Origin of the sequence: Bradyrhizobium sp. CCBAU 53421 (assembly GCF_015291625.1) — a bacterium.
In the GTDB taxonomy this organism is placed as follows: Bacteria; Pseudomonadota; Alphaproteobacteria; order Rhizobiales; family Xanthobacteraceae; genus Bradyrhizobium.
In genome coordinates, this window is record NZ_CP030047.1 from 5,007,406 (window position 1) to 5,023,374 (window position 15,969).

Annotated in this window: 15 protein-coding genes; 7 read left to right on the plus strand and 8 right to left on the minus strand. The window is 64.8% G+C overall.

All coding sequences use genetic code 11. The annotated features are described in order from the left end of the window. Positions 1-205: 205 nt before the first annotated feature. Positions 206-1,453, minus strand: a complete 1,248-nt coding sequence (locus XH92_RS23920; protein ID WP_194454295.1) for a DUF763 domain-containing protein — start codon at positions 1,451-1,453, stop codon at positions 206-208. Between the two features lie 233 nt (positions 1,454-1,686). Between XH92_RS23920 and XH92_RS23925 the strand changes: the two genes are divergently transcribed. Continuing rightward, the gene (locus XH92_RS23925; protein WP_194461394.1) at positions 1,687-2,394 is read left to right on the plus strand and encodes a L,D-transpeptidase; all 708 of its coding nucleotides are present in this window, start codon (positions 1,687-1,689) and stop codon (positions 2,392-2,394) included. Positions 2,395-2,481: 87 nt separating this feature from the next. Here XH92_RS23925 and XH92_RS23930 read toward each other — a convergent pair whose 3' ends face one another. Further along, positions 2,482-2,970, minus strand: a complete 489-nt coding sequence (locus XH92_RS23930) for a ferritin-like domain-containing protein (RefSeq protein WP_050404515.1) — start codon at positions 2,968-2,970, stop codon at positions 2,482-2,484. 174 nt (positions 2,971-3,144) lie between these two features. Between XH92_RS23930 and XH92_RS23935 the strand changes: the two genes are divergently transcribed. The 6 genes from XH92_RS23935 (at position 3,145) to XH92_RS23960 (ending at position 9,304) form a co-directional block, all read left to right on the plus strand. Then, the gene (locus XH92_RS23935; RefSeq protein WP_016845939.1) at positions 3,145-3,348 is read left to right on the plus strand and encodes a CsbD family protein; all 204 of its coding nucleotides are present in this window, start codon (positions 3,145-3,147) and stop codon (positions 3,346-3,348) included. 104 nt (positions 3,349-3,452) lie between these two features. Beyond that, positions 3,453-4,061, plus strand: coding sequence for a cysteine hydrolase (locus tag XH92_RS23940; RefSeq protein WP_194454296.1), 609 nt, complete (start codon positions 3,453-3,455; stop codon positions 4,059-4,061). 11 nt (positions 4,062-4,072) lie between these two features. Next, positions 4,073-4,228 (plus strand): hypothetical protein, encoded by a 156-nt coding sequence (locus XH92_RS23945; protein ID WP_194454297.1) that lies wholly within the window; start codon positions 4,073-4,075, stop codon positions 4,226-4,228. Positions 4,229-4,700: 472 nt separating this feature from the next. Then, the gene (locus XH92_RS23950) at positions 4,701-5,720 is read left to right on the plus strand and encodes a TRAP transporter substrate-binding protein (protein ID WP_194454298.1); all 1,020 of its coding nucleotides are present in this window, start codon (positions 4,701-4,703) and stop codon (positions 5,718-5,720) included. A 22-nt stretch (positions 5,721-5,742) separates the two neighbouring features. Beyond that, positions 5,743-7,629, plus strand: coding sequence for a TRAP transporter large permease subunit (locus tag XH92_RS23955; protein WP_194454299.1), 1,887 nt, complete (start codon positions 5,743-5,745; stop codon positions 7,627-7,629). Between the two features lie 25 nt (positions 7,630-7,654). Continuing rightward, on the plus strand, positions 7,655-9,304 hold the full coding sequence (locus XH92_RS23960) for an acyl-CoA synthetase (RefSeq protein ID WP_194454300.1): 1,650 nt from the start codon (positions 7,655-7,657) through the stop codon (positions 9,302-9,304). Between the two features lie 4 nt (positions 9,305-9,308). On the opposite strand, the gene XH92_RS23965 is transcribed toward XH92_RS23960, so the two are convergent. The 6 genes from XH92_RS23965 to XH92_RS23990 form a co-directional block, all read right to left on the minus strand. Beyond that, positions 9,309-10,115, minus strand: a complete 807-nt coding sequence (locus XH92_RS23965; RefSeq protein ID WP_194454301.1) for an MBL fold metallo-hydrolase — start codon at positions 10,113-10,115, stop codon at positions 9,309-9,311. Continuing rightward, entirely contained in the window at positions 10,112-10,903 is a 792-nt protein-coding gene (locus tag XH92_RS23970; RefSeq protein WP_194461395.1) for a TatD family hydrolase, read from the minus strand. The genes XH92_RS23965 and XH92_RS23970 overlap by 4 nt, the downstream gene beginning before the upstream one ends. Positions 10,904-10,920: 17 nt before the next feature. Beyond that, positions 10,921-12,888 (minus strand): methionine--tRNA ligase, encoded by a 1,968-nt coding sequence (gene metG, locus XH92_RS23975; RefSeq protein ID WP_194454302.1) that lies wholly within the window; start codon positions 12,886-12,888, stop codon positions 10,921-10,923. 72 nt (positions 12,889-12,960) lie between these two features. Beyond that, a complete protein-coding gene (locus tag XH92_RS23980) occupies positions 12,961-14,001 on the minus strand; it encodes a DNA polymerase III subunit delta' (RefSeq protein ID WP_194454303.1) in 1,041 nt (346 codons plus the stop codon). Further along, positions 13,998-14,684, minus strand: coding sequence for a dTMP kinase (gene tmk, locus XH92_RS23985; protein WP_194454304.1), 687 nt, complete (start codon positions 14,682-14,684; stop codon positions 13,998-14,000). The genes XH92_RS23980 and tmk overlap by 4 nt, the downstream gene beginning before the upstream one ends. Before the next feature lies 1 nt (position 14,685). After that, on the minus strand, positions 14,686-15,945 hold the full coding sequence (locus tag XH92_RS23990) for a D-alanyl-D-alanine carboxypeptidase family protein (protein WP_246787588.1): 1,260 nt from the start codon (positions 15,943-15,945) through the stop codon (positions 14,686-14,688). Positions 15,946-15,969 lie beyond the last annotated feature (24 nt).

Consider the following 15,969-nt stretch of genomic DNA (forward strand, 5'->3'; position numbering starts at 1 on the left):
ACACAACAATGCGAGCTGGGAGGTATGCGTGGTCGACGATGTGACGATCGCGCGACGGCCTCACCGCGCCTTCCACGCTCTCCCCGTCGCCCTTCGAGACGCCGCTTCGCGGCTCCTCAGGGTGACGGGATAGCAGGTCACGATCGGCGGTGGAGCAGGTGGCTGACCCCCGGCAAATCCTGTGAGGCCGCGATGGCAGGTGCGCCTAGCGCTTTGTGATGCGGTCGCGCCCGGCGAAGTCGGCCTCCCAGCCGAACACCGAGCGGCCGTCGAGGGCCGGCGACCGCGCACGCTCGCTGGCGACGTAAGCATCGAAGGACGGGCCGGTAGCGGTCAATTCGAGCCTGCTGGCCTGGTCGTCCAGACGCTTTAATGCCTGCAGCTCCTCGTCGCGGCCGAGCTTGGCCTGCACCACCGCCGATTTCAGCACGCCGATGGTCTCGTCATAGACCTTGATCGGTACCGGAAACGGATGACGGTCCTTGCCGCCATGCGCCAGCGAGAAGCGCGCCGGATCACGGAAGCGGTACGGCGTACCGTGGACCACTTCGGCGACCATGGCGAGGGACTCCACGGTGCGGGCGCCGACGCCGGGCGTCAGCAGCAGCTCGGGGAAGTCCAGCGGCCCGCGCTCCGCTGCGGCGGCGAGGGTGCCGTGCAGGCGGCGGATGAAGACATCGCTCGAGCGCACATCGTGATGTGCGGGCATGATCAGGTGCAAAAGATCGCCCTGCGCCTCCACCTGCTCGGTCAACTCGGCATATTCACGGGCGATGCCGTCAGGACCGAGCGCAGCGAGCAGATCGAGTTGCGCCTGGCGCGAGGCGTCTGCGCGGTGGTCGGTGAGGTTGACGATCTCGCCCTGCGATGGACCGTCGATCGCGCTATGCGGCTCATCGACGAAGCTGCGGAGCCCCTCGGAATGCCAATGGTAGCGCCGCGCCTGCCGCTTGTGGTCGTTCATGCCTTGCTGGACCACGGTCCATTTGCCGTCCTGGGTGACGAAGAAGCCGTGCAGATAGAGCTCGAAACCGTCCTGCACCGCGGCGCTGTCGACCTTGGCGACCAGACGGCTGGCGCGGGTGAGGGCAACGCCATCGAAGCCGGTCCGCTCGCCGAGCGCCGTCAGCTCGTCCGGGGTGCGCCGCGAATGCCTGCCGCGGCCACCGCAGACATAGATGCCAAGCTCGTCCTGCAACGGCGCCAGCCCGCGCTTGAGCGCGCCGATGACGCTCGTGGTGATGCCCGACGAATGCCAGTCCATGCCCATCACGGCGCCGAACGACTGAAACCAGAACGGATGCGAGAGCCGCTGCAGGAATGCGTCGCGGCCGTAATGATGGACCACCGCCTGGGTGATGATCGCGCCCAGCGTCGCCATGCGCTCCGCCAGCCACGGCGGCACGCGGCCACCATGCAGGGGCAGATCGGCGCTGCCGGTACGTCGGACCATCGGTCTCCAAGCCTCGAACTGGTGTCGTTGAGTCGGGGGCAGACTACCAGGCAAAGCCTTCGGGCGTTGTGAATCCCCGCATCAGACCGACCCACAGAGCGGAATTCCTTAGCTTTTTCTTGAAAGTTTCCCTTCATAAAAAAGCGCGAAATCCTCCATAAGGGTGTCGTAACGGGTGTTTCCCCGACATAAGTTTGTCGCGCCTTCTGGATAATCTCGGAAAACCCGAAATCATGATCATGGACCGTGGAATTGCCGACGCCGATGCGATGGGCAAGGGCGCTCTGTCTGGGCCTCGGTCGCCGCGTCTCAACCGCCGGACGTTTCTGTTCGGCTCCGCTGCCGGTCTTGCCGCACTGGGCCTGGCCGGTTGTGCATCGGACTACATGAGCCTGGCCGAGGCGGAGAAAGTCTACGGGCCCGTGCCTGACGAGAAATTCCCGATCCCTGGGGTCGATGTTAGCAAGGTCAAACCGCAATATTTTCGCAAGACGGTGCGCTACGACAGCGACGAGGCGCCCGGTACGATCATCATCGATCCCGGCAAGTACTATGTTTACCGCATCGAAGGCGAGGGCAACGCGACCCGCTATGGCGCCAATGTCGGCCGCGATGGATTCCGGTGGAGTGGGGAGGCTTATGTCGGACGCAAAGCCGAATGGCCTACCTGGACGCCACCCAAGGAGATGATCGCGCGCCAGCCGGAAGCGGGCAAATATGCTCGCGGCATGCCCGGAGGTCTCGACAATCCACTCGGCGCTCGCGTGCTCTACCTCTATCAAAACGGGGCGTACACGCTCTACACGATCTATAGCACCAGCGACCCCGAAACGATCGGGAACGGCATTACGAGCGGCTGTACCGGCCTCCTCTGTCAGGACATGATCGACCTCTATTCGCGGACGCCTCTCAAGACGAAGGTGATCGTACTGCCGGCATAGGCCAACGCCGTCGGCGGCCCAGCGCTGGCTCGGCCAGCGCACAGTCGGGGGCAGCTGCCAGAATGGTTCGCTTCATCGCGAATCTCCTCAGGCCGCTTCGGCGTTGATGGCGCTGACGGCGAGCTTGGTGAGCGCTTCATCCGTCTTCTTTTCTTCGGCCAACGTCTGGTCGATGAGCTTGACGGCATCCTTCATGCTGAGCTTGGTGGCCCATGCCTTCAGTGTACCGTAACGTGCGATCTCGTAATGCTCGACCGCCTGCGCCGCGGAGACCAGGCCCGGATCGAGCGCCGGAGTGTCGGCGTACTCCTCCATAATCTCCTTGCCTTCGTCGAGGATACCCTCGATGGCGTCGCACTTCTTGCCACGCGCCGGCTTGCCCATCAGATCGAAGATCTGCTCCAGCCGATCGATCTGTCCTTCGGTCTCGTCATGATGCTTCTCGAAGGCGGCACGCAGCTGGTCCGACCCGGCGGCTTTGGCCATGCGTGGCAGCGCCTTGAGGATCTGCTTTTCGGCGTAGTAGATGTCCTTGAGGGTATCGAGGAAGAGGGCGCTGAGGTCTTTCTCCGACATTGGTAGCTCCGTGAGTTTGGGTGATCCGTACCCACAACAGGCACTCTGCAACCTCGTTCCTATCTGCGACGGTTTATCCGCGGATCGCGATTGCGTAGCTTTGCCGCAAGCCTTTTAAGGAACGAAGCGTCGGCGCGGCTGTTGGACGGTCTCATCTTTCAATGGAGAACCGCGATGGATTGGAATCGTGTCGAAGGCAACTGGAAGCAGGTCAAGGGCAAGGTCAAGGAGCAGTGGGGCAAGCTGACCGACGACGACCTCGATGTCATTGCCGGCAAGCAGGATCAACTCGAAGGCCGTCTGCAGCAGCGCTACGGCTATGCCAAGGATCAAGCCGCCAAGGAAGTGAATGACTGGTATGGCCGCCAGAAATGGTAAACGCGACCACGTCAGGGGCCTCGCTTCGGCGGGGCCTTTCGCGGCCTGGGCGGCTGACCCTGCGTGTGACGACGGCATGCGGTCGGCGCGCGCGGGAGTGAGCGATGGGACAGCTTCTCAGCCCGCCGGGTCCCCGCGCGGCTCACCTTTGCATCGACATGCAGCGACTGTTCGAGCCGGGAGCGCCTTGGGCGACGCCCTGGATGGACCGCGTGCTGCCACGCATCATCGAGCTGGCGCAGCATGCGCCTGAACGTACCGTGTTCACCCGCTTTATTCCGCCGCGCTCGAAGCACGACGCGCGAGGGATTTGGCGGGCTTATTACGAGAAATGGGAATGCGTGACCCGTGAGCGGCTCGATCCAGAGTTGATCGAGCTCGTGCCGGCGCTCGCCGCCTGTGTGCCGCCGGCCGCCATCGTCGACCGGCCGATTTACAACGCGTTCGGCAACGGACGCCTGCAAGCTCATCTGGACGCGCATGGGATCGATACGGCCATCGTGTCGGGCGGCGAGACCGACGTGTGCGTGCTCGCCACCGTGTTGGCCGCGATCGATATCGGCTATCGGGTGATCGTGGCCGAGGACGCGCTGTGCAGCTCTTCAGACCAAAGCCATGACGCGCTGCTGCGGCTTTATGCCGAACGCTTCAGCATCCAGATCGAGGCAGCATCCACGGCTGATATCCTCCGGATGTGGGCCCTCGACGATTGAAGCGGCGCCTCATGATCTGGGTATCAGGGCGATCGGAGCAGGGATGGCAATACCTGCTTGCTGGGGTTGAGCTCGGACAGTTCGTGCGGCCGTTCTTCGCGCTGTCGAGCATGAAGGGCGCGATCCAACCCGCGCGCGCCTATGGTGCGCGCGGGTTGATCTGCTGATGGGTGGCCAACGCCGAGCAAGCCAAAACGAACGTCGTCGAGCGATGAGCCGCTGGGACGCGGGTCCGGCTGTCGAGCCGCGACCGGCGCCGATGATTCCTGGGATGGCTGCCGGCCGTGAGGCGAAGGTGAACGGACGGTGGGCGCGGCATCAGCGATCCCATATCCAGAATTCGCATAAGGTATATTATGGAATATTTATATCTACAATTAGATCAGATATTTAGTGGGAAATCTTCGCACCGGCCCGCAGCTTGGCGTCTGTCGCGGCTTGTCCCGATCGTCGCTCCGAGCCGTCCGGACAGCACGGCGATCCGCGTCCACACGTCTCGTCAGAAAGCCGATATTGCCGCGGCGTACGGACGCTGCAATAAGCCCCAGCTGTGCAGAGATCGCTGGTGACCCCGCGGCATCAGGTCCGTATAGGATGGCATCTCAGAACAACAACAAGCCTCTCGAGGGAGCAACACCAATGAGCTTTTCACGACGCACGCTGCTGAAGGTTTCCGCCGCTTCCGCCGTCCTGGGCGGAATTGGCGCGCCGTACGTCGCGCGCGCCCAGTCGGCCGAGTTCTCCTACAAGTTCGCCAACAATCTGCCGGAGTCGCATCCGCTCGTGGCGCGCGCCCGGGAGATGTCCGCGGCGATCAAGACCGAGACCAACGGCCGGTTTGATCTGCAGGTGTTCCCGAACAACCAGCTCGGCTCTGATACCGACGTGCTGAGCCAGGTGCGCTCCGGCGGCGTCGAGTTCTTCACGCTGTCCGGCCTGATCCTGGCGACGCTGGTGCCGGCCGCCTCGATCAACGGCATCGGCTTCGCATTCCCGGACTATCCCACCGTCTGGAAGGCCATGGACGGCGAGCTCGGCGCCTATGTCCGCGGTGAGATCAAAAAGGCCGGCCTCGAGGTGATGGACAAGATCTGGGACAACGGCTTCCGCCAGACCACGTCGTCGACCAAGCCGATCAACGGCCCCGACGACCTCAAGGGCTTCAAGATCCGCGTGCCGGTGTCGCCGCTGTGGACCTCGATGTTCAAGGCGTTTGACGCCTCGCCCGCCTCGATCAATTTCAGCGAGGTCTATTCGGCGCTGCAGACCAAGATCGTCGAAGGCCAGGAAAACCCGCTGGCGCTGATCTCGACGGCGAAGCTGTATGAAGTCCAGAAGTATTGCTCGCTCACCAACCACATGTGGGACGGCTTCTGGTTCCTGATGAACCGCAGAGCGTGGACGGCCTTGCCGGACGATATCAAGACCATCGTCGCCAAGCACGTCAACGCGGCGGCGGTCAAGGAGCGCGAGGACACCGAGAAGCTCAATGCCACCGTGAAGCAGGAGCTCACAGGCAAGGGCCTCGTGTTCAACCAGCCCGAGGTCGGGCCGTTCCGCGACAAGCTCCGTGCCGCGGGCTTCTACGCCGAGTGGAAGGGCAAGTACGGCGACAAGGCCTGGGAGCTGCTCGAGAAGTCCGTCGGCAAACTGTCCTGAGCAGTCAAGCAGGAGGCTCGCCATGGCTCATGTCGAGATGACGCCGGCCGTGGCCGGCGAGGCGGCATCACAGCCCCCTCGCCGCCGCTCCGTTCTCGGTTCCATCGACGCGGCGCTCGGATGGCTGGTCGAAATCCCGGCGGCGATCCTTGTCGTCGCCGAGGTCGTCATCCTGTTCGCGGGCGTGGTGGCGCGTTACGTGCTGCACACGCCGCTGATCTGGTCCGACGAATTGGCGTCGATCCTGTTCCTGTGGCTTGCCATGCTGGGATCGGTGGTCGCGCTCCGCCGTGGCGAGCACATGCGGATGACGGCGCTGGTCGCAAGCGCCGGACCGCGGCTGTGGGCCTATCTCGACGTGGTCGCGACCTGCGCCGCGCTGGCGTTCCTGATCCTGATCGTCCGGCCGGCGTATGAATACGCCTACGAGGAAAGCTTCATCACCACGCCGGCGCTGCAGATCTCCAATACCTGGCGCGCCGCGGCGCTGCCGGTCGGGATCTGCCTGATGGGACTGTTCGCGCTGCTGCGGCTGGCGCGCGTCGGCGATTTCAAGACCTTCCTGCTGGCCGCACTGACCGTGGCCGCGCTGATCGGCGTATTCTGGCTGGCGCAGCCGATGCTGCGGCCGCTCGGCAATCTCAATCTGATCATCTTCTTCGTCGGCGTGGTCGGCTTCTGCGTGTTCGCCGGCGTGCCGATCGGCTTTGCCTTCGGGATGGCGATCTTCGGCTATCTGGCGCTGACCACGCGGACGCCGCTGATGGTGCTGGTCGGCCGGATGGACGAGGGCATGAGCCACCTGATCCTGCTGTCGGTGCCGCTGTTCGTCTTCCTAGGCCTCTTGATCGAGATGACCGGCATGGCGCGCGCGATGGTCGCGTTCCTGGCGAGCCTTCTCGGCCATGTCCGCGGCGGCCTGCATTACGTGCTGGTCGGTGCCATGTACCTGGTGTCCGGCATCTCCGGATCGAAGGCCGCCGACATGGCCGCCGTCGCGCCCGTGCTGTTCCCGGAGATGAAGGAGCGTGGCGCGAGGCCGGGCGATCTGGTCGCCCTGCTCGCCGCCACCGGCGCACAGACCGAAACCATTCCGCCGAGCCTCGTGCTGATCACCATCGGCTCGGTCACCGGCGTCTCGATCTCGGCACTGTTCACCGGCGGCCTCTTGCCCGGCGTCGTGCTGGCGATCACGCTGTCGGGGCTGGTGTGGTGGCGCTACCGCGGCGAGAACTTGAGCCATGTCCATCGCGCCACGGGCAGCGAGATCGGCAAGGCCTTCGTGTTCGCCCTGCCCGCATTGGCGCTGCCCTTCGTGATCCGCTACGCGGTGGTCGAAGGCATCGCCACCGCCACCGAAGTCTCCACCATCGGCATCGTCTATGCCTTCGTCATCGGCCTGCTGATCTACCGCAAGTTCACCTGGCGGCGGCTGGTGCCGATGCTGATCGACACCGCGTGCCTGTCGGGGGCGATCCTGTTCATCATCGGCACCGCGACCGGCATGGCCTGGGGCCTGACCCAGTCCGGCTTCTCGCGGGCGCTGGCGGCGGCGATGACCGGGCTGCCGGGCGGTTCGGCGACCTTCATCGCGGTCTCGATCCTGGCCTTCGTGATCCTCGGCAGCGTGCTCGAGGGCATTCCGGCGATCGTGCTGTTCGGACCGCTGCTGTTTCCGATCGCGCGCCAGGTCGGCGTCCACGAGGTGCACTACGCCATGATCATCATCCTGGCGATGGGCATCGGACTGTTCGCGCCGCCGTTCGGCGTCGGCTATTATGCCGCCTGCGCCATCGGGCGCGTCGATCCGGCCGAGGGTATCCGGCCGATCTGGGGGTACATGCTGGCGCTGTTGATCGGCCTGATCATCGTCGCCATCTTCCCCTGGATCTCGATCGGTTTCCTCTAAAGCACCTTGCGGATGGGATAGAGCCATGAGTGCAGCTCAAAACCAGTACTTGATCGGGCTCGACAAGACGCCCGCCAACTACGTGCCGCTGTCGCCGCTGAGCTTCCTGGCGCGCTCGGCCGCTGTCTATCCCGACCATGTCAGCGCAGTCTATGAGGGTCGCAGCTTCACCTGGAAACAGACCTACGAACGCTGCAAGCGCTTCGCGTCCTGGCTCGCGGGCCATGGCATCGGCCATGGCGACACGGTCGCGGCGATGCTGCCGAACATCCCGGCGATGAACGAGCTGCACTTCGCGGTGCCGATGACCGGCGCAGTGCTCAACGCGCTGAACATCCGCCTCGATGCGGCGTCGATCGCGTTCCAGCTCGATCATGGCGGAGCGAGGATCATCCTGGTCGATCCCGAATTCTCCGGCGTGATCGCGGAAGCCCTGACCCTGATGCAGGGCGCAAAGCCGCTCGTGATCGACGTCGACGATGCCGCCTTCGCCGGCGGCAAGCGGATCGGCGAGATCGAGTATGAGGCCGCGGTTGCGGCCGGCGATCCGGCTTTCGCCGAGCGGCCGCCGGCCGACGAATGGGACGCGATTGCGCTGAGCTACACGTCCGGCACGACGGGCAATCCGAAAGGCGTCGTGACCCATCACCGCGGCGCCTATCTCAACGCCGTCAGCAACATCCTCGCGGGCAATCTCGGCCAGCATCCAGTCTATCTCTGGACGCTGCCGATGTTCCACTGCAACGGCTGGTGCTTCCCCTGGACCATCGCGGCGACCGCCGGCGTCAATGTCTGTCTGCGCAAGGTCGATCCGGCCAAGATCTTCGAGCTGATCCCGCAGCACGGCGTCACCCACATGTGCGGCGCGCCGATCGTCTACAACACGCTGATCAACGCGCCCGATGCGCCGAAGGCCGGCAAGGCGAAGCCCGTCGTCGGGCTTATCGCGGGCGCGGCGCCGCCGGTTGCGGTACTCGAAGGCGCCGAGCGCATCGGCATCAAGCTGACCCATGTCTATGGGCTGACCGAAGTCTATGGCCCCGCCTCCGTCTGCGCCGAGCAGCCGGGCTGGGATGAACTGTCGGCCGATGCGCGCGCGCAGCTGAAGCGGCGCCAGGGCGTGGCCTATCCGCTGCAGGAAGGCGTCACGGTGCTCGATCCCGAGACCATGCGCGAGGTGCCGCGCGACGGCGAGACCATCGGCGAGGTCATGTTCCGCGGCAATATCGTGATGAAGGGCTATCTGAAGAACGAGAAGGCGACGCAGGAAGCCTTCGCCGGCGGCTGGTTTCACACCGGCGATCTCGGCGTGCTCGACGAGCACGGCTACGTCATCATCAAGGACCGCTCCAAGGACATCATCATCTCCGGCGGCGAGAACGTGTCGTCCGTCGAGGTCGAAGACATCCTCTACAAGCACCCGGCCGTGCTGTTCGCAGCGGTGGTGGCCAAGCCCGACCCGAAATGGGGCGAAGTGCCCTGCGCCTTCATCGAGCTGAAGGACGGCGCCAAGGCGACCGAGGCCGAGATCATCGCCTATTGCCGCGAGCACATGCCGGGCTTCAAGACGCCGAAGTCCGTGGTGTTCGGCGTGATCCCGAAAACATCTACCGGCAAGATCCAGAAATACCTGCTGCGCAACGCGGTCGGATCGGCCAAGGCGATTTCGGCCTGAGGTTTCAGCCTACCCGATCGAGTGTCAGCCGCATGCCGTCATAGGCCGGGATCACGCCGGCCGGCAGGCTCTGCCGCAGCACCTCGTAGTCGAGGTCGGAATGCATGTTGGTGATGACCGAGCGCTTCGGCTTGAAGCGCTCGATCCACGACAGTGCGTCGGCGACGCTGAAATGGCTGGGATGCTGCGCATAACGCAGGCCATCGACGATCCAGAGATCGAGCCCCTCAAGCGCCGGCCAGCTCTCCTTGGGAATGTCGTGCAGGTCGGGCGTGTAGGCGGCATCTCCGATGCGGTAGCCGAGCGCAGGAATCTGGCCATGCTGCACCAGGAAGGCCTCGAGCTTCAGCGGACCGCCCTTCCCCTGCACCGTATGGCTTTCGCCGGCCTCGATCGAATGCCGCGTCAGGATCGGCGGATAATCGCTGCCTTCCGGCGAGATGAAGCAATAGGAGAACCGCGCCATGATGTCCTTGGCGGTCGACTGGTTGAAGTAGACCGGGATGCGGCGGCGCTGATGCAGCACCACCGAGCGCAGATCGTCGATGCCGTGGGTCTGGTCGGCATGCTCATGGGTCAGGAACACCGCGTCGATATGCTCAACGTCGCCGTCGATCAGCTGCTCGCGCAGATCGGGCGAGGTATCGATCACCACCCGCGTGGTGCCGTGCTCCATGGTGCGCTCGGCCATGATCGAGCAGCGCCGGCGGCGGTTTTTGGGATTGTTGGGATCGCAGGCCCCCCAGCCGAGCGCCGGACGTGGCACGCCGGCGGATGAGCCGCAGCCCAGAATGGTCAGTGTCAGCGTCATGCAGCAACCTTCGGCGCCGGCACCTTGGAGAACAGCCGGAAGAAGTTTTCGGTGGTCTGCCGCGAGATCTCCTCGAGGGAGACGCCGCGGGTTTCGGCGAGCACCTTGGCGACCTCGACGACGTAGGACGGCTCGTTGCGCTTGCCGCGGAATTTTCCGGGCGCAAGATACGGCGCGTCGGTCTCGACCATGATGCGGTCGGCCGGCAGCTCGGCTGCCAGCGCGCGCAGGGCCTCCGACTTCTTGAAGGTCAGGATGCCCGTGAACGAGATCGACAGGCCAAGCGCGATCGCCTTCATGGCGAGCTCGCGGCCGCCGGTGTAGCAGTGCAGCACGGCCTTGAAGGTGCCTTTCGCGATTTCGTCTTCCAGGATGCGGCCGCAATCCTCGTCGGCCTCCCTGGTGTGAATGACGAGCGGCAGCCCGGTTTCGCGGGCAGCCGCGATATGCGCGCGAAAGCCGCGCTCCTGCGCCTCGCGCGAACCATGCTCATAGAAATAGTCGAGCCCGGCCTCGCCGAGCGCCACGACCTTCGGGTGCCTGGTGAGCTCGATCAGTTCGCTGGCCGGGATGCCGTCCTCTTCATCGGCGTGATGCGGATGGGTGCCGACCGAACAATAGACGTTCGGAAAGCGCTCCGTGATCGCCAGCAGGCCGCCGAGCCGCTTCACCCGGGTCGAGATCGTGACCATGCGGCCGATGCCGGCCGCTTCGGCGCGTCCGACGATCCCGTCGAGATCGTCGGCGAAATCGGGGAAATCGAGATGGCAGTGACTATCGACCAGCATGAATTTCGAACCGCTCATTAGGTCTTCGGTTCCACGTAGCGCGGGAACACGCCAACGGGCGCCGGCAGAACCGTGCCCGGCTTGATCCGTTCGGCGATCGCCGCGAAGCCGCGCGCATCGGCTGATATGCCGAGGCTATCGAGCATCTTGCCGCAGGACTCCGGCATCACGGCCTGCGCCATGATCGCGATCTGGCGTACGACTTCGGCGGTGACATAGAGCACCGTCTTCTGGCGCGCCGGATCGGTTTTCGCCAGCGCCCACGGCGCCTCGCCTGCGAAGTAGCGGTTGGCTTCGGCGACCACGGCCCAGACGGTGTTGAGCCATTGATGGATCTGCTGTGTGGCCATCGCGGTCCGCGACGTCTCCAGCATGGCGTCGGCCTGCGCCAGGATCGCCTTGTCGTTGTCGCTGAACTCGCCGGGCTCCGGCAGCACGCCGCCGAGTTGCTTGGCGATCATCGACAGCGAGCGCTGCGCCAGATTGCCGAAATCATTGGCGAGGTCAGCATTGATGCGCGCGACGATGGCCTCGTGGTTGTAGTTGCCGTCCTGGCCGAACGGCACCTCGCGCAGGAAGAAGTAGCGCACTTGGTCGACGCCGTACTGGTTGGCCAGGTTGAAAGGATCGACCACGTTGCCGACCGACTTCGACATCTTCTCGCCCCTGTTGAACAGGAAGCCGTGCGCATAGACCCGCTTCTGCAACGGGATGCCGGCCGACATCAGGAACGCCGGCCAGTACACCGCGTGGAAGCGGATGATGTCCTTGCCGATGATGTGCACGTCGGCCGGCCAGTAGCGCCAGTGCTTGTCGTTCTCGTCGGGATAGCCGACGCCGGTGATGTAGTTGGTCAGTGCGTCGACCCAGACATACATCACGTGCTCGGGGTCGTTGGGCACCTTGACGCCCCAATCGAAGGTGGTGCGCGAGATCGAGAGATCCTTCAACCCGCCGCGCACGAAGCTCATCACCTCGTTGCGGCGCGAATCCGGGCCGATGAAATCGGGCTGGGTCTCATAGAGCTGCAACAGCTTGTCCTGGTAGGCCGAGAGTTTGAAGAAATAGCTCTTCTCCTCGACCCATTCGACCGGCGTGCCCTGCGGGCCGCGGCGGACGTTGTCCTCGCCGACTGTGGTCTCATCCTCGGCGTAATAGGCCTCGTCGCGCACCGAGTACCAGCCGGCATAGGCGTCGATATAGATGTCGCCGTTGTCCTGCATGCGGCGCCAGATCTCCTGCACCGATTTGTGGTGAGCAGGCTCCGAGGTGCGGATGAAGCGGTCGAACGAGACGTTGAGCCGCTCGTCCATCTCCTTGAAGCGGGCGGCGTTGCGGGTCGCGAGATCGTGCGGCGTCATCCCCTCGCCGGCCGCGGTCTGGATCATCTTCTGTCCGTGCTCGTCGGTGCCGGTCAGGAAGAACACATCCTTGCCGTCGAGCCGCTGGAAGCGCGCCAGCGCGTCGGTCGCGATCGCCTCATAGGCGTGGCCGATATGCGGCTGTCCGTTCGGATAAGCGATCGCGGTGGTGATGTAGTAGACGTTGCCGCGATCTGCGGCAGGGACCGATGCAGCCGCGGACGCGGAAGCCGCCGCCGCGGGTTTCGGCGGCCTGGGCGCGTGGACCGTTGCTGCCTTCGGAGCCTTCTCGGCAGCCGGAGGCTTCGGCGCAGCAGGCTTCTTTGCAACGGGAGCGACGGCCGCCGCGGCCGCCTTCTTCGGCGGCGCCTTGCTGGCCTTCGCTGCAGCCTTCTTGGCCACCTTCTTCGCAACCTTCTTGACGGCCCTTTTTGCGACCTTCTTGGCCGCCGATTTCTTGGCGCCCTTGGTGCCCGTCTTGGACTTGGCGGCCTTCTTCGCCTTCTTGGTCACGGCCTTCTTGGCCGCACGCGACCTCGCCGTGGCTTTCTTCTTCGCGCGAGCGGGCGATGCCTTCTTCGTCTTGTTGGCTTTCTTCGACGATTTCTTCTTAGCGGTCGCCACCACGGAATCCTTTGCCGATCGAAACGAGATTGTCGGGAGGGTTGTCAGACGAATTGTTTTCAGATTTGGCGTCTATCGGGTCGCGTCCGCGAGCATCGAAAACACCGAGAAAACCAGCGGCTTGCGCTCCAGATTGTAGGCTTCGGTATCGCGCGCGGCGCGGACGATCTTTTCCCATACCTCCGCCAGCCGTGCAAGGCGCGGCAGATTGGCGTTGGCATCACCGGTGCGCATGCGCTCGCTCATCCAGCGATCGATGCCGTCGATGAAAGCGGCGAGCGCGACGCGATCGCTGGTGCCGAGCGCGTCGCCCAGTGCATGCAGCTCGCGCGGATCGACGTTCGGCAGCGTCGCGAGCAGCGAGGCCGTGCGCTGTTGCAGCTTGAGCGCGTCGCCGCCGAGCAGCGACAATGCCCGCCCGACGCTGCCCTCGGAGGCTGCCGCGGCCTCGAGCAGTGCCGGATCCTCAGCATCGATATCGGTTGCGGCCGCGGCAGCGCGCACCACGTCGCCCGCCTCCAGCGGCCGCAGCAGCAGTTTGCGGCAGCGTGAGAGGATGGTCGGCAGCACCCGCGACGGCGCGTGGCTGACCAGCAGGAACAGCGACTGCTGCGGCGGCTCCTCGAGGATTTTCAGCAGCGCGTTCGCGGCATTGGGATTGAGCTCATCGACCGTGTCGACGATGCAGACGCGCCAGCCATCGACCGCGGCCGTCGAGCCGAAGAACGAGATCGTCTCGCGCGTCTCGTCGACGGTGATCACGGTGCGCATCACGCCGCGGTCGTTGAGACCTCGCTCCAGCAGTAGGAGCCCGCCATGGGCGCCCGCCGTGACCTGCCGCGCCACCGGATCGGACGGATCGACCCGCAGCGTCGGCGCTGCCTGGACCTGCGATGACTTCGGATTGCGGAATGCCAGCACGAACCGCGCCATGCGGTAGGCCAACGTCGCCTTGCCGATGCCCTGCGCGCCGCCGATCAGCCAGGCATGCGGAATCCGCCCGCTGCGATAGGCATCGAGCAAGGCGGTCTCCGCCTCGCGATGCCCGAACAGATCGGAGGTTTCGCGCGGGTGGCGAGCCGGGCTCTCCTGTTCGACCTTGCGTGCGCTCATGCGGGACTGTCCGCGGTGAGCGTTGCGCGCAGATGCTCGCGCAGCGCGGCCCAGATACTTGCCGCGACCGTATCCTGATCGGCCGTGGCGTCGATCAGCACGCAGCGCTCCGGGTCTTCGGCCGCGATCTGGCGGTAGGCGTCGCGCAAATCCTGATGGAACTTGATACCCTCGGCTTCGAAACGATCCGCCGTGGCATTGCCGCGGCGCACGGCGGCGCGTTGCAAGCCAACCTCGACCGGCACATCGAGGATGAAGGTCAAATCGGGCTTGAGATCGCCGATGGTCACGCGCTGCATGGCGTTGACGAGTTCGGGCGATACCTGTCCGAGCTGGCCTTGATAGGCGCGCGTCGAATCGAAGAAGCGATCGCACAGCACCCAGATGCCCTGGTTGAGCGACGGCAGGATCACGGTACGGACATGGTCGTCACGTGCGGCGGCAAACAGCAGCGTCTCGGCCTCCGGCCCGAGCAGCTTGCCCATTCCCGACAGCACGAGATGACGGATGATCTCCGCGCCGGGCGAGCCGCCGGGCTCGCGGGTCACGATCACGCGCAGCTTGGCGACATCGAGCCGCTCGGCGAGCTTGCGGATCTGGGTGGATTTCCCCGATCCCTCGCCGCCCTCAAAGGTGATGAAGCGACCGCGCAAGCTCGGCCGTTGGACTGCTGCTTCCGCCATGTCAGAGCTTCTCGACCCCTGCGCGGAACATTCCGATCACGAGCTCCTGGGCGCCGTCGAGCGCGCGGCGCATCGTCGATCCGGTGCCGACGGCATCCGCCGCGAACACCGGAGTTTCCATCGCGACATTGGCACCGCGCCAGACCCGGACGACGCCGATCTGCTGGCCGGCGGTGATCGGCGCCTTGACCGGACCGTTATAGATGACGCGCGCGAGCAGCTTGTCGTTGCCGTTCTTCGACACCATCACCTTGATCGGATCGGGGCTGACCAGCTTGACCGAACGGCTCTCGCCACCGAACACCCGGGCGTAGCCGACCGGCTGGTTGGCCGCGATCAGGACCCGGGTCTCGAAGCTGCGGAACCCCCATTCCAGCATCTTCTTGGCTTCGGTGGCGCGGTCCTCGGAATCCTCGAGGCCATTGACCACGACAATCAGGCGCGTGTCGTTCTGCACGGCCGAGCCGACCATGCCATAGCCGCCTTCCTTGGTGTAGCCGGTCTTCAACCCATCGGCGCCGGGCAAGGCGTTCAGCAGCGGATTGCGGTTCTGCTGGCGGATCTTGTTCCAGGTGAATTCCTTCTCGCCGAACAGCTTGTACCTGTCCGGGTAGGTCAGGATGATGTGGCGCGCCAGCACGGCGAGTTCCCGCACCGTCATCTTGTTGGTCGGGTCCGGCAGCCCGTTGGAATTGCCGAAGGTCGACTTGGTCATGCCGAGCTCGCGGGCGCGCTTGGTCATGAAGTCGGTCGCGAACGTATGCTCGTTGCCGGCGATGCCTTCGGCCAGCGCGATGCAAGCGTCGTTGCCGCTCGGGATGATCGCGCCGTGCAGGAGGTCGTCGACCGAAACCTTGCTGTTGATCGCCGCGAACATCGTCGAGGTTCCAGACGGCGCCCCACCCCGCCGCCAGGCGTTCTCGCTGATCCGGTACTCGTCGGTCAGCTTGATGTCGCCCTTCTTGATGGCGTCGAACACCACTTCGGCGGTCATCAGCTTCATCATGCTGGAGGGCGCGCGCAGCTCGTCGGCGTTCTTCTCGAACAGCACGCTGCCCGAGGAGGCCTCGACCAGGATCGCGGTCGGCGCGTCGCCGTCGAACCCGCCCTCTTCCTTCTTGGCGCCCTGGACGCTTTGGTTGGCGGCATAGACCACCCCGCCGCAGCCGATCGCAAGCGCAACCGCGGCCGCGACCACGCCACGCCAGCACCGCCCGGCGCGAGCTGACAACGTGCGGGGAATTGCGGTCTGGGCTGCCATCGGCGATGTCCTGAAAGACTGCGT

Bases quoted from the DNA above. Each gene is read 5' to 3' on its own strand.
- XH92_RS23920 (WP_194454295.1), bottom strand. From the start codon at position 1,453: ATGGTCCGACGTACCGGCAGCGCCGATCTGCCCCTGCATGGTGGCCGC.
- XH92_RS23925 (WP_194461394.1), top strand. From the start codon at position 1,687: ATGATCATGGACCGTGGAATTGCCGACGCCGATGCGATGGGCAAGGGC.
- XH92_RS23930 (WP_050404515.1), bottom strand. From the start codon at position 2,970: ATGTCGGAGAAAGACCTCAGCGCCCTCTTCCTCGATACCCTCAAGGAC.
- XH92_RS23935 (WP_016845939.1), top strand. From the start codon at position 3,145: ATGGATTGGAATCGTGTCGAAGGCAACTGGAAGCAGGTCAAGGGCAAG.
- XH92_RS23940 (WP_194454296.1), top strand. From the start codon at position 3,453: ATGGGACAGCTTCTCAGCCCGCCGGGTCCCCGCGCGGCTCACCTTTGC.
- XH92_RS23945 (WP_194454297.1), top strand. From the start codon at position 4,073: ATGATCTGGGTATCAGGGCGATCGGAGCAGGGATGGCAATACCTGCTT.
- XH92_RS23950 (WP_194454298.1), top strand. From the start codon at position 4,701: ATGAGCTTTTCACGACGCACGCTGCTGAAGGTTTCCGCCGCTTCCGCC.
- XH92_RS23955 (WP_194454299.1), top strand. From the start codon at position 5,743: ATGGCTCATGTCGAGATGACGCCGGCCGTGGCCGGCGAGGCGGCATCA.
- XH92_RS23960 (WP_194454300.1), top strand. From the start codon at position 7,655: ATGAGTGCAGCTCAAAACCAGTACTTGATCGGGCTCGACAAGACGCCC.
- XH92_RS23965 (WP_194454301.1), bottom strand. From the start codon at position 10,115: ATGACGCTGACACTGACCATTCTGGGCTGCGGCTCATCCGCCGGCGTG.
- XH92_RS23970 (WP_194461395.1), bottom strand. From the start codon at position 10,903: ATGCTGGTCGATAGTCACTGCCATCTCGATTTCCCCGATTTCGCCGAC.
- XH92_RS23980 (WP_194454303.1), bottom strand. From the start codon at position 14,001: ATGAGCGCACGCAAGGTCGAACAGGAGAGCCCGGCTCGCCACCCGCGC.
- tmk (WP_194454304.1), bottom strand. From the start codon at position 14,684: ATGGCGGAAGCAGCAGTCCAACGGCCGAGCTTGCGCGGTCGCTTCATC.
- XH92_RS23990 (WP_246787588.1), bottom strand. From the start codon at position 15,945: ATGGCAGCCCAGACCGCAATTCCCCGCACGTTGTCAGCTCGCGCCGGG.